The organism is Streptomyces sp. NPDC028419, assembly GCF_055565515.1.
This window is the reverse complement of the sequence record NZ_JBVHUE010000002.1, coordinates 104,427-117,190: the sequence shown is the minus strand read 5'-3', so window position 1 is coordinate 117,190 and position 12,764 is coordinate 104,427. Positions and strand designations below refer to the sequence as shown.

Annotated in this window: 11 protein-coding genes; 9 read left to right on the top strand and 2 right to left on the bottom strand. The window is 72.7% G+C overall.

Annotated elements, in window-relative coordinates; translation table 11 throughout:
- Positions 1-95: 95 nt before the first annotated feature.
- The 4 genes from ACZ4UB_RS02920 to ACZ4UB_RS02905 all read left to right on the top strand — a co-directional run bounded on the left by ACZ4UB_RS02920 (position 96) and on the right by ACZ4UB_RS02905 (position 4,481).
- Complete coding sequence (locus ACZ4UB_RS02920; protein ID WP_468067857.1) at positions 96-1,445, top strand: ABC transporter substrate-binding protein; 1,350 nt, start codon at positions 96-98, stop codon at positions 1,443-1,445.
- Positions 1,446-1,732: 287 nt separating this feature from the next.
- On the top strand, positions 1,733-2,581 hold the full coding sequence (locus ACZ4UB_RS02915) for a carbohydrate ABC transporter permease (RefSeq protein WP_468067856.1): 849 nt from the start codon (positions 1,733-1,735) through the stop codon (positions 2,579-2,581).
- Positions 2,578-3,456, top strand: coding sequence for a carbohydrate ABC transporter permease (locus ACZ4UB_RS02910; RefSeq protein WP_468067855.1), 879 nt, complete (start codon positions 2,578-2,580; stop codon positions 3,454-3,456). Before ACZ4UB_RS02915 ends, ACZ4UB_RS02910 begins: the two co-directional genes overlap by 4 nt.
- 26 nt (positions 3,457-3,482) lie before the next feature.
- The gene (locus tag ACZ4UB_RS02905; RefSeq protein ID WP_468068173.1) at positions 3,483-4,481 is read left to right on the top strand and encodes a hydroxyacid dehydrogenase; all 999 of its coding nucleotides are present in this window, start codon (positions 3,483-3,485) and stop codon (positions 4,479-4,481) included.
- On the opposite strand, the gene ACZ4UB_RS02900 is transcribed toward ACZ4UB_RS02905, so the two are convergent.
- On the bottom strand, positions 4,469-5,278 hold the full coding sequence (locus tag ACZ4UB_RS02900) for a sugar phosphate isomerase/epimerase family protein (RefSeq protein WP_468067854.1): 810 nt from the start codon (positions 5,276-5,278) through the stop codon (positions 4,469-4,471). The genes ACZ4UB_RS02905 and ACZ4UB_RS02900 overlap by 13 nt on opposite strands.
- Positions 5,275-6,351, bottom strand: coding sequence for a LacI family DNA-binding transcriptional regulator (locus ACZ4UB_RS02895; protein WP_468067853.1), 1,077 nt, complete (start codon positions 6,349-6,351; stop codon positions 5,275-5,277). Before ACZ4UB_RS02895 ends, ACZ4UB_RS02900 begins: the two co-directional genes overlap by 4 nt.
- A 182-nt stretch (positions 6,352-6,533) precedes the next feature.
- Here ACZ4UB_RS02895 and ACZ4UB_RS02890 point away from each other — a divergent pair, with 182 nt between their 5' ends.
- The 5 genes from ACZ4UB_RS02890 to ACZ4UB_RS02870 are packed head-to-tail and all read left to right on the top strand — an operon-like array spanning position 6,534 to position 12,742.
- Positions 6,534-7,685 carry a Gfo/Idh/MocA family protein gene (locus ACZ4UB_RS02890; protein WP_468067852.1) on the top strand — a complete coding sequence of 384 codons (1,152 nt, stop codon included), beginning with the start codon at positions 6,534-6,536 and terminating at the stop codon, positions 7,683-7,685.
- Positions 7,682-8,836 (top strand): dihydrodipicolinate synthase family protein, encoded by a 1,155-nt coding sequence (locus ACZ4UB_RS02885; protein ID WP_468067851.1) that lies wholly within the window; start codon positions 7,682-7,684, stop codon positions 8,834-8,836. The genes ACZ4UB_RS02890 and ACZ4UB_RS02885 overlap by 4 nt, the downstream gene beginning before the upstream one ends.
- Positions 8,833-9,666, top strand: coding sequence for a sugar phosphate isomerase/epimerase family protein (locus ACZ4UB_RS02880; RefSeq protein WP_468067850.1), 834 nt, complete (start codon positions 8,833-8,835; stop codon positions 9,664-9,666). The genes ACZ4UB_RS02885 and ACZ4UB_RS02880 overlap by 4 nt, the downstream gene beginning before the upstream one ends.
- A 58-nt stretch (positions 9,667-9,724) precedes the next feature.
- Complete coding sequence (locus tag ACZ4UB_RS02875) at positions 9,725-12,118, top strand: polysaccharide lyase 8 family protein (RefSeq protein WP_468067849.1); 2,394 nt, start codon at positions 9,725-9,727, stop codon at positions 12,116-12,118.
- Between the two features lie 57 nt (positions 12,119-12,175).
- The gene (locus ACZ4UB_RS02870) at positions 12,176-12,742 is read left to right on the top strand and encodes a N,N-dimethylformamidase beta subunit family domain-containing protein (protein WP_468067848.1); all 567 of its coding nucleotides are present in this window, start codon (positions 12,176-12,178) and stop codon (positions 12,740-12,742) included.
- The last annotated feature ends 22 nt before the right edge of the window (positions 12,743-12,764 follow it).

Here is a 12,764-nt window from a genome sequence, read left to right as displayed (position 1 = left end):
TGCACGTTCGCTCTTGACGGTGTGCGCGTTCGCACAAAAGATGGGCCGCGTTCTCCCATCCGCCGCCCGCAGCGGTCGTCCGTAGGAGTCGAAACATGCCGCGCAGCCTGTCGTCCCGCCTGCCGTCCCGCTCGCCGTCCTCCCGTCTGTCGCGTCTCGCCCTCACCGCCTCGGTCGCCTCGCTGGCCCTGCTCGCCACCGCGTGCGGCGGCGAGCAGGGGACGGGTACGGCCGCCGAACCGGTGGGGTCGGCCGACCAGCCGGTCGCCCTCACCTACTGGTCCTCCAGTGCGGGCGCGCAGCAGACCGTGGACGCCTTCAACAAGACGCACAAGAACATCCAGGTGACCTTCTCCGCCGTGCCGGGCGGACCGGACGGGGCGGCCAAGCTCTCCAACGCGGTCAAGGGCGGCAACGCGCCGGACATCGCGACGATGGACTACTCCTCGCTCCCGGAGTTCGCGAGCGGCGGCAACCTGGAGGACCTGAGCGCGACCTCGGGCAAGCTCGTCGCCGAGAAGTTCCCGAAGGCGGTCCAGTCCCTGGTGGGACTCGGCGGCAAGACCTGGGCGGTGCCCTTCGACGTCACCCCGCTCGAACTCTTCTACCGCAAGGACATCTTCGAGAAGCACGGGGTGGCCGTGCCGACGACGTGGGAGGAGTACAAGCAGGCCGCGGAGAAGATCAACAAGGCCGACCCGGCGGTCCGGATCACCAACTTCGGCGGCGGCGACCCCGCCGTCCTCGCCGGCCTCTCCTGGCAGGCGGGCGCCAAGTGGTACGGAACGGAAGGCGACAAGTGGAAGGTCGCCATCAATGATCCGGCCTCCCAGAAGGTGGCCTCGTACTGGAACGGCCTGCTGTCGTCCGGGCTCGCCTCGAAGACCCCCCTGTGGGGCGAGGGCGAGGCGAAGGAACGCTCGTCGGGCCAGGTCGCGACCGTCATCGGCGCCGCCTGGACGGCCGGTACGTTCCTCGCGAGCTACCCGGACCTCAAGGGCAAGTGGGGCATCGCCCCGCTGCCGACCTGGGACGGGAAGCCCGCCACCGGCATGTACGGCGGCACCTCCTACATCGTGCCCAAGGGCAGCAAGCACACCAAGGCCGCGGCGGAGTTCATCGCCTGGGTCACCACCGACCCGGAGGCCGTCAAGGCCCGGCTCAGCTCGCTGAAGGCCCCCAGCAGCGCCCTGCCCGCCAACCCGGAGATGCGGGTGGCGGCCGCCAAGCTCTTCGACACCACGTACTTCGCCGGGCAGGACCCCTACGCCCTCGCCGGCGCGGCGGCGGACACCATCGTGCCCGGCTGGACCTGGGGCCCGACGCACCTCCAGGTCAACGCGGCGCAGAACGCGGCCGGCGCCGACCAGCTCAAGGCCCTGAGCGAGGGCCAGACGGCCGCCGAGAAGGCCATCAAGGCCCGCGGCCTGGGCCTGGCCAACTGATGCCCCCGCCCACCCCCCTCCCCGGGACAACCGGGAAGCCGCAGGCGACCGGGGCGCCTGACACGCCGGACGCGCCTGAGGCGACCGGGGCGACCGGGGCGACCGGGGCGACCGGGAAGCCTGAAGCGGCCGGGGTGGTCTCGGCGCCCGAGAGCCCATCGGGCCGGGCGCCGGCGCCCGCGGACCGGACGGAGCCGGGCGGGCAGGGCGGCGCGACCCGTACCTCCGCCCCCGCCACCCCGCCCGGCAGGGCCCCGGCGCGGAGCCGCTCCGCCCCGCTCCTCTTCATGGCCCCCTTCTTCCTCCTCTTCGCCCTGGTCACGGTCGCCCCCATCGCCTACGCCGGCTGGTTGAGCCTCTTCCACGACGAACAGTCCGGCCTCGGCTTCGGCGGCACGCAACGCGTGTTCAGCGGCTTCGGGAACTACGCGAACGCCCTCACCGATCCCCTCTTCCTGGCCTCCTTCCGCCATGTCGCCGTCTACTGCCTGCTCTACATCCCCGTCATGGTCGGCGGCGCCCTGGTCCTCGCCCTCCTCCTGGACTCCGCCCTCGCCCGCGCCAAGCGGTTCTTCCAGATCGCCTTCTACCTGCCGCACGCCGTCCCCGGTCTGATCGCCGCCGTGATCTGGCTGTACCTCTACACACCCGGCCTGAGCCCGGTCCTGGACGTCCTCGACGGCGCCGGACTCTCCTGGAACTTCTTCGGCCGCGACGAGGCCCTGTTGTCCGTCGTGAACATCTCGGCCTGGCAATGGATGGGCTACAACATGATCATTTTCTTCGCCGGACTCCAGGCCGTGCCCCGCGAAACACTGGAGGCCGCCACCATGGACGGCGCCGGAGCCATCCGTACCGCCTTCCAGGTCAAGGTGCCGAGCATCCGCCCCACCCTGATCCTGACCGTGCTGTTCACCTGCGTCGGCGCCGTCCAGCTCTTCGACGCACCGCAGTTGCTCCAGCTCCGGGCCAACGAGATGGGCGAATCCTGGTCACCGACGATGTACATCTTCAGCGCCGCCTTCAAGAGCCACGACTACGGACTCGCCGCCGCGGGAGCCCTGCTCCTCACCCTGGTCGCCGCAGCCGCCTCCTACGTCGTCACCACGCTCGGCAACCGTTGGAGGGACGCATGACGCACACCCTCACCCGGCCCCCCGCACGGCGCGGCGGACCCTCCGCCCTCCTCTCCAAAGCCGCCGTCAACGCCGCCCTGTTGCTGGTCGCCGCCTACACCCTGATGCCCCTCGCCTGGCTGGTCATGGCCGCGACCAAGAACCGGCGCGACCTCTTCTCCACCGATCCCTACTCCTTCGGCGACTTCCACCTCCTCACCAACCTCCGCGACCTCTTCGCCCACGACGACGGGATCTTCGGCCGCTGGCTCGGCAACAGCCTCCTCTACACCGTGGTCGGCTCTGTCCTGTCCGCCCTGATCAGCGTGGCCTGCGGATACGCCTTCCACGCCTACGACTTCCGGCACAAGGAGCGCCTCTTCGGCGTCGTCCTCGCCGGTGTCCTGGTCCCCGCGACCGTGCTCCAACTCCCCCTCTACCTCATGGCCTCGGCCGCCGGGGCCGTGAACACCTACTGGGCCTATCTGGTGCCCGCCCTCGTCAACCCCTTCGGGGTCTACCTGGCCCGGGTGTTCGCCGAGGGCTACGTCCCCGACGAGGTGCTCGCGGCCGCCCGGATGGACGGCGCGAGTGAACTCCGGGTCTTCGCCCACGTGTCGTTCCCGATGCTCTGGCCCGGGTTTGTGACGATCTTCCTGTTCACCTTCACCGCCATCTGGAACAACTTCTACGGCGCGCTGACCATGCTCAACGACGAACAGCTGTACCCCGTCAGCCTCGGGCTGTTCATGTGGAACCGCAGCGTCTATCAGCAGCCCGAGCTGTACCCCCTCGTCATCACCGGTTCACTCGTCGCCGTCGTCCCCCTGGTCCTGGCCTTCCTCGGCCTCCAGCGGTTCTGGCGCTCGGGCCTCACCGCGGGAGCCGTCAAGTGATCCACCGCCCCGTCACCCTGCTCGCCATGAACCCCGGCACGCGCAGCGCCGTGCTGAGCGACTCCCGCACCCTGTCCGAGCTGCGCCGGGTCGCCGACGTCGACCTCGATCTCCTCCTCGTCGATTTCACGGACTCCACCAGCCCCGGCGCCCTCCCGGGCGACCGGCTGGCAGCGGCCGAGGTGCTGCTGACCGGGTGGGGTTGCCCGCCGCTGGACGCGGCGGCGCTGACGCGCATGCCCCGGCTCCGCGCCGTGGTCCACGCGGCCGGCAGTGTCAAACACCATGTGACCGAGGCCTGCTGGGAGCGCGGTCTGCTCGTCTCGAGCGCGGCCGCCGCCAATGCGGTGCCCGTCGCCGAGTACACGCTGGCCGCCATCCTCTTCGCCAACAAGCGCGTACTGGAGTCGGCCCACCTCTACCGGGCCACCCGCGGCCCGATCGACCTGCTGAGCCGCTATCCGACGGTCGGCAACTACCGTCGCACGGTCGGCCTGGTCGGGGCCTCCCTGATCGGACGACGGGTCCTGGAACTGCTCCGCGCCTTCGACCTGCGCGTGCTCGTCCACGATCCGTACGCCGACCCGACCGAGCTGGAGGCGATGGGCGCCGAGCCCGTATCCCTCGACGAGTTGCTCTCCCGCAGTGACGTGGTCAGCCTGCACGCCCCCGCCCTGCCGCAGACCCGTCATCTGTTGGACGCCCCGCGGCTCGCCCTGATGCGCGATGGGGCCACGCTCATCAACACCGCCCGCGGTGCGCTGGTGGACACGGCGGCCCTGACCGAGGAGCTGCTCTCCGGACGACTGCACGCCGTACTCGATCACACCGAGCCCGAAGTGCTGCCCGCTGCCTCCCCCCTCTTCAATCTGCCGAACGTCCTGCTCACTCCCCACGTGGCCGGCTCGCTCGGCGGAGAGCTGGACCGTCTGGCGGCCACGGCCGTCGAGGAGCTGGAGCGCTACGCCCTCGGGCTCGGCTTCCGCTACGGCGTCGACCCGGGCCGGCTGGCCTACTCGGCGTGAGGCGCCTCCCTCCCCGTCGCCCGCACCAGCCCCGCGAGGTACGCGCGGCCCGCCGAGAGCAACCCCTGCAGGTCCTCGGCCGCGGGGTACCAACGTCTCTCGTACTCCCAGCAGAGCCAGCCGCCCGGTGGTGCGACAGCCACCGCCTCGGCCAGCGGCAGCGTCCCGCGGCCCAGCCCCAGGGGTGTCAGGTCCTGCGCCGAGGCCACGTCCTTCACCTGTATGTAGCCCAGGTGCCCGGACAGTTCCCGGCTCGACCGTCTCGGGCTCTCGCCACCGAGCCAGGTGTGCAGCACGTCCCACAGCGCCCCCGCGCCCGGATGCCCGACCCGGTCCAGGACTCCTGCCACGGCGGCCCCGGTGCGGTGGGAGTCGTGGGTCTCCAGCAGGATCCGGACGCCGGCGCGCCGGGCGATCGGCGCCGCGGCCGCGAGTCTGCGCACGGCGAGGGCATCGGCAGCGGCGGTTGCCGGGCCCCCCGCGCCGGGGAAGACCCGGACGTAGGGCGCCCCGAGGTCGGCGGCGAGCTCGGTCAGCGCTCTCAGCTCGTCGAGGACGGGTCCGTCGGGACCCTCGGCCGCGACCCGGGCGTAGCCCGCGACCGTGAGGATCCCGACGCCGGCGGCGGCGAAGGCCCGGACCGCGGCGGCCCGGTCGCCGGACGTGGACCCGGGATGGAGGGGCTCCTCGGGATGGGCGCGCAGTTCCACGCCGTCGTATCCGTGCGTCGCGGCGAGGGCCACGGTCCGCGTGAGCGGTGTGCCGGGCAGGCCCAGGGTGGAGAAGGCGTACTTCATGATCGGCTCCCCGGGGGCGGGGGCGCGGTGGAGCCGCGCACCATCAGTTCGGTGGGCAGCGTGGTGATGCCGCCGGGCGGGGGCAGTCGGCGTCCGGTGACCAACTGCGCGGCGAGCGCGCCCGCCTCGCGCAGGGGCACTCGGACGGTGGTGAGGGCGGGCGCCGTGTCCACGCAGAAGGGAAGGTCGTCGAAGCCCGCCACGGACACGTCCTCGGGGATCCGTATCCCCTCTTCCCTCAGGGCCGCCGCGACTCCGGTCGCGACCGTGTCGTTGGCGGCGACGACCGCGGTGAAGGGCGCGCCGCGACGCAGCAGTTCGCGGGTGGCGTCATAACCGGCGTGGCGGTCGAAGCTCGCGTGGACGGTCAGCGCTTCGCAGGCCCCGGCCAGCACGGGGTCCTGTCGGTGGAGGGCCGCTCGGTGTCCGTCGAGTCGCTCCCGGGTGGTGCTCAGTCCGGACGGCCCGGCGACGTAGGCGATCCGGCGGTGCCCAAGGCTCAGCAGGTGTTCCGCGAGGCGGAAGGCGCCTCCGTGGTCGTCGAACATCACGGTGGCGACGGGCAGTGCGGCCGGTACCGACAGCGGGGGACGGCCGCAGAGCACCACGGGGACGCCGCCGGCGGCCATCCGCGCGACCCGGGCGGTCAGCGCCGCCGTGTGCGCGGGCTCCTCCACGGCGCCACCGGTGAGCACGACGCCGCCGGCGCGCTGGCCCTCCAGCAGGGTCAGGTAGGCCAGTTCGGCCGCGGGTTCGCCTTCGGTGTTGCAGACCACGGCGAGCCGACGGCTCCCGAGGTGGCCGCCCTCCGGGCCGAGCGCTCGTTGCAGGGATCCGGCGAGGATCCCGAAGAAGCTGTCGGCCACGTCGTGGACGAGGACGCCGACCAGGTCGGACGTGGCGGCCGCGAGGGCGCGCGCCGGGCCGTTCGCCACGTAGCCGAGCTCCTCGATCGCCCGCTCCACCCGGGTCCGGGTCCCTCCGGCCACGGGGTAGTTGCCATTGAGCACGCGCGAGACCGTCGCGGGCGACACGCCCGCCTGCTCCGCGACTTCTGCCAGAGTCACCGCCATTTTCCCGCCCCTTCCGTCTGCCCGGGTCATCGTCTCATCCGGTGTGTGGATCTCCATGTTCGCAAATTTAGAAAGCGCTTTCTATCACCCGAAAGAGTCTTGTCTCGACGTGCTCCGCGGCTCTAGCCTGATCGGAGTGAAAGCGCTTTCTATCAGCGCCCGATGACGCGAAGGAGGACACCATGGAGCGCAGGACGATCAAGATCGCCATGAACGGCGTGACCGGGCGGATGGGGTACCGCCAGCACCTGGTCCGTTCCCTGCTCGCACTGCGCGAGCAGGGCGGCCTGGACCTGGGCGACGGCACCGTGCTCTGGCCCGAGCCGGTGCTGGTGGGCCGCCGGGAACCAGCACTGCGGGCCATCGCCGAGCGGCACGGCCTGGAGCACGTGAGCACGGACCTCGCGGCGGTCCTCGCCGACCCCGAGGTGGAGGTCTACTTCGACGCCCAGGTCACCGGCGCCCGCGAGGCCGCCCTCGACCTGGCCATCGCCGCCGGCAAGCACGTCTACTGCGAGAAGCCGACCGCGCTCACCTTCGAGTCGTCGCTGCGGCTGGCCCGTCTCGCCGCGGCCGCCGGGGTCAAGCACGGGGTGGTCCAGGACAAGCTCTTCCTGCCCGGGTTGCTCAAGCTCAAGCGGTTGATCGACGGCGGGTTCTTCGGCGAGATCCTCTCCGTCCGGGGCGAGTTCGGCTACTGGGTCTTCGAGGGCGACTGGCAGCCCGCGCAGCGGCCCTCCTGGAACTACCGGTCACAGGACGGCGGAGGAATCGTGGCCGACATGTTCCCCCACTGGGAGTACCTGCTGCACGAGCTGTTCGGCCCGGTCCGCACGGTGCAGGCACTGACCCGCACGCACATCGGCCGCCGCTGGGACGAGGACGGCAAGCCCTACGACGCCACGGCGGACGACGCGGCCTACGGGATCTTCGAGCTGGAGGGCGGCGCCGTCGCCCAGATCAACTCCTCGTGGGCGGTGCGGGTCCACCGGGACGAGCTGGTGGAGTTCCAGGTCGACGGCACGCACGGATCGGCGGTGGCCGGGCTGCGCGACTGCCGCGTCCAGCACCGCGCGATGACGCCCAAACCCGTCTGGAACCCCGACCTTCCCCAGACCGAGCCGTTCCGCGCCCAGTGGCAGGAGGTCCCGGACAACACCCCCTGGGACAACGGGTTCAAAGCGCAGTGGGAGCTGTTCCTCAGACACGTCGTGCGGGACGAGCCCTGGCAGTGGGACCTGCTCGCCGGAGCTCGCGGCGTGCAACTGGCCGACCTGGGCCTGCGTTCCTCGGCCGAGGGCAGGCGCCTGTCGGTTCCGGCGGTGACGCTGTGAGCATCCGGCTTCCCTCGGCCGACGGCGGGCTCCGCCTCCACGAACCGTGCCGGGATCCCTTGGCGCCCCTCTCCTTCCTCCCGGCCCGCAGCCGCAGGTTCTACGCCGCCGCGCACGTGGTCGCCGACCCGCTGGCCGCCTGTGCCGGAGCGGGCCCCGCGGTCGACTGGGACGGCACGCTCGCCTTCCGGCACCGGCTGTGGGCGCAGGGGCTCGGCGTGGCCGAGGCCATGGACACCGCCCAGCGCGGGATGGGGCTGGACTGGCCCACCGCGGCGGAGCTGATCCGCCGGTCCGCCGCGGACGCCGCGGCCGTGGGCGGCCGGATCCTCTGCGGTGCGGGTACCGACCAACTCCCGGCCGGGGCCCACACCCTCGCCGCGATCTCCGCCGCCTACGAGGCACAGCTGGCCCATGTCGAGGCCTGCGGCGCGTCCGCCGTCCTGATGGCCTCGCGGGCCCTGGCCTCCGCGGCCCTGGGTCCGGAGGACTACCTGGACGTGTACGGGGGCCTGTTGCGCCAGAGCGCGAGACCGGTGGTCCTGCATTGGCTGGGCCCCATGTTCGACCCCGAGCTCCACGGCTACTGGGGACACGAGGGCCTGGACGAGGCCACCGACGTCTTCCTGAAGGTCGTCTCCGAGCACCCGGACAAGGTGGACGGCATCAAGGTGTCGCTGCTGGACGCCGGGCGCGAAGCGGACATCCGTCGGCGGCTGCCCACCGGGGTCCGCTGCTACACCGGGGACGACTACCACTACCCGGAACTGATCGCGGGGGACGGGGAGTGCGCGAGCGACGCCCTGCTGGGCGTCTTCGATCCGATCGCGCCGTTGGCGGCCCGGGCCGCGGTCGCCCTGGACCACGACGATCCCGCGGGCTTCCGGGCCCTCCTGGACCCCACCCTGGACCTGGCGCGACATCTCTTCGCCCCGCCGACCCGCTACTACAAGACCGGGGTGGTCCTCCTGGCCTGGCTCGCCGGCCACCAGGACCACTTCACGATGGTGGGCGGCCTCCAGTCGGCGCGCTCGCTCCCCCATCTCGCCACCGCCTACGAACGCGCCGACCTGCTGGGCCTGTTCCCCGATCCGGAGCGGGCGGAGCAGCGGATGCGCCACCTCCTCGCGGTGCACGGGGTGGCGTCGTGACCGGGGCGCCGGCCCGGCTGAGCCTCAATCAGGAGACCATCCGGCAATGGTCCGTTCCGGAGCTGGTGAGCGGATGCGCGGCCGCCGGGGTGACGGCCGTCGGGCTGTGGCGCGATCCGATGCGGGCCTTCGGGGTACGGGAGACCGCGAAGCTCGTCGCGGAGGCGGGGATCCGGGTCAGTTCGCTGTGCCGCGGCGGCTTCTTCACCGCGGCCGACCCCCGGGGCCGCGCGGCCGCGCTCGACGACAACCGCCGGGCCGTGGTCGAGGCCGCGGAGCTGGGCGCCGACACGCTGGTGCTGGTCTCGGGCGGGTTGCCCCCCGGGGACCGGGACCTGGTCGGGGCGCGGCTGCGGATCGCCTCGGTCCTCGGGGAGCTGGCCCCCTGGGCGGCGACGCACGGGGTGCGCCTGGGCATCGAGCCACTGCATCCGATGTTCGCCTCGGACCGGTGCGTGGTGTCCACCCTCGGCCAGGCGCTCGACCTGGCCGAGCAGTTCCCGGCCGAGCAGGTCGGGGTGGTGGCCGACTCCTACCACGTGTGGTGGGACGAGCGGCTCCCCGTGGACCTGCGCAGGGCCGGTGAGGGTGGGCGGATCGTGTCCGTGCAGGTGGCGGACTGGGTCACTCCGCTGCCCAAAGGGGTGCTGCTGGGCCGGGGGCAGCTCGGCGACGGCAGCATCGATCTGCGGGCCTTTCGCGAGTTGGCCGACGCCGCCGGGTACGCGGGGCCGGTCGAGGTGGAGATCTTCCAGCCGGGCCTGTGGGCCCGGGATGGCGCGGACGTGCTGCGGGAGGTGATCGAGCGCTACCGCGAACACGTCGAATGACCGGTCGGTCGATGGCCCCTGGAGCGTCGCTGGATCCACGGGGCGAAAGGAGTTGGCGATGACGGAAGTATGGAGTCGGCGGGCCTTCCTCTCCACCGCGGGCGGGGGCGCGCTCTTGCTCGGCACACCCGCCGGGCAGGCGGCCGCGCAGGCCGTGGGGGACGTCCACGACGGCATGCGGGCGGTGTGGCGCGCTCTCGTGCTGGGCGGTGATCTGCCCACCGGAGCGGAGCCGTTCCGCTCGAGGCTGACCGCACTGGGCGAGATGGCTGGAGGCTGGGTGGCGGCCATGTCGCCGGCCGCCGGTTCCCTCTGGCCCGATCTGGTGTTCTCCACCGATCCCGAGATGCTGATGCAGAGCTACTACCGGCTGCGGACGATGGCGGAGGCCTACGTCCGGCCCGGGACGGGGACCACCGGCTCGGGGGCGCTGCTCTCGGCCCTGCTCACCGGGCTGGACCACCTGCACGCGCGGGCCTACCACGCGGGGCAGGCGCCCTACGGCAACTGGTACTGCTGGCAGATCGGTGCTCCGCAGGCGCTGCTGGACCTCTGCGTGCTCCTGTACGACCAGCTGTCGCCGACGCGGCTGACGCGATCCTGCGCGGCCGTGGACCACTTCGTGCCGGACTCCGTGGTCGGGTCCTACACCGGGACCAGCACCGGTGCGAACCGGGTGGACCTGTGTCGGGTGCTGGCGGTGCGCGGGGTGGTCGGCAAGCAGTCGGCCAAGATCGCTCTGGCTCGTGACGCCCTCGCTCCGGTCTTCCCCTACGTCACCGCGGGGGACGGCCTCTACCGCGACGGGTCGTTCCTCCAGCACACGTGGGTGCCCTATGCGGGTACCTACGGTGCGGTGCTGCTCGGTGGTGTGGGCCTGCTGTCGGGCCTGCTGAAGGGGACACCCTGGGCCGTAGTCGATCCCGGGGCGCAGGTCGTCTTCGATGCGGTGGAGGGGGCCTGGGCCCCCTTCCTCTTCAACGGTCTGGCCATGGACTGCGTCAGCGGCCGGGCCATCAGTCGGGGGCTGGCCGCGGCGGACGTCCGGCAGGTGCCGCAGGACGACCACGCCCGGGGCCACGCACTGCTCGCCGGGATCCTGCTGCTCGGCGAGGGGGCGAGCGCCGCGGAGCGGGCCCGATGGCGGGCGCTGGTGAAGGGCTGGATGGCGCGGGACTACTACAGGCGCCCGCTCGCCGACGAGTCCCTGCCCCTCTCCGCCCTGGCCCGGCTGGCCGAGGTGGAGGGCGATCCGGCCGTGCCGGCGGCGGCCGAGCCGGTCGGCCACCGCTTGTTCGGTGCGATGGACCGGGCCACGCACCGGCGGCCCGACTGGGCGGCTTCCCTGGCCATGGCCTCCCGCCGCATCACCCACTACGAGACGGGCAACGGGGAGAACCTGCGGGGCTGGCACACCGGCAGCGGGATGCTCTGCTGGTGGGGCGCGACCTATGGCAACGGGCAGTACGCGGACGCCTTCTGGCCGACGGTCGATCCCTACCGACTGCCCGGAACCACCGTCTCGCGCAAGGTGCTGGCCGACGGCGCGGGAGGCGACTGGGGAGCCTCACGGCCCGACGCCGTGTGGGTGGGAGGCTGCACGGACGGAGAGTTCGCCTCGGTGGGGCAGCACCTGCGGGGCCTGTCCAGCACCCTCACGGCCCGCAAGTCCTGGTTCTTCCTCGCCGACACGATCGTGTGCCTGGGCGCGGGCATCCGGGCCGCGGACGGCGCGGTGGTCGAGTCGGTCATCGACAACCGCAATCTGGGGGCCGCCGGTACGCACGCGCTGACCGTCGGCGGCGCGCTCCAGCCGACCACCCCGGGCTGGTCGGCCGCCTTCTCCTCCCCCGGTTGGGCCCACCTCGCGGGGTTCGGTGGGTACGTCATGGCGGGGGCGGGCGGGTTCAAGGCCCTGCGGGAGCAGCGCACGGGACGCTGGAGCGACATCAACCGGAACGGCTCCACCACCGCGCTGACCCGGCGCTACCTGACGCTCTGGTACGACCACGGCACCGATCCGAGCGCGGGGTCGTATGTCCATCAGGTGCTCCCCGGCGCCACGGCGGCCCAGACCGCCTCCCGGGCCGCCGCCGCGGGGTGGCTGACCGTCCTGGCCAACTCGGAGGTGGCCCAGGGCATCACCGTCCCGTCCCTGGGGTTCACCGGGGTCAACCTCTGGCAGGCCGGGACGGCCGGTCCGGTCGAGGCGGGCGGGCCCTGCTCGGTGACCGTCCGGGAGCGGCCCGACGGGACGGCCACGGTCCGCGTCAGCGATCCGTCCCGGACACAGACGGCGCTCAGCGTGGTGTGGCACCGGCCCGTCGCCGAGGTCGTCACCCGCTCCGCCGGGGTGGTCTCGGCCGTCCCCGGCGCCGCCTTGCGGTTGGGGTTCGCCGACCTCACCCGAGCGGCCGGGGCCGCCCAGGAAGTGGTGGTGCGCCTGGGCTGACGCGCGGGGCCGCGCCCGGTTCGAACTGATCCGAACGGGTGACATACCGTGCCCTTCATGGATCAGACGCACAAGGCAGGGGACGGTGGAGGCGCGGCCAGGCGGCGGTTCCTCACGATCGCGACGGGTGCGGCCACGGTGGCCGGGCTCGGGGCCGTCGCGGGCTGTGCGGACGGGTCGGGTTCCACCGACGGCGCGGGCGCGGGCCGCACGCCGAGCGGCGCGTCGAAGCCGTCCGGTTCCGCCGGGGCCGGCGATCCGGCCGGACCGCACGCCTTCGACGTCAAGGCCGAGAACGCGCGGCCGGGCAACGCCGACTGGGGCGTGGCCAAGGCCGGGCCCGCGCGGGCGATCGAGGGTTTCGCCGACCGGGTGAGCGTCCTGCCGGGCGAGTCCTTCGGCCTGTACGTGTCCACCACCGCGCCGCGGTTCACCGTCTCCGCCTACCGGATGGGCTGGTACGGCGGGGCCAGGGCCCGCCTGGTGTGGCGCTCCCAAGCGATCAACGGCGCCCGCCAGCCCGAGGCCGCGGTGGAGCAGGGGACGCGGATGGTGGGGGGGCGGTGGGGCCGCCCCCCCCCCCCCCCCAAAAAGAAACCGCCCGAGAGCAGCTCCCCTCTCTAGTCTGACGCGCAGGGCGGCGGGG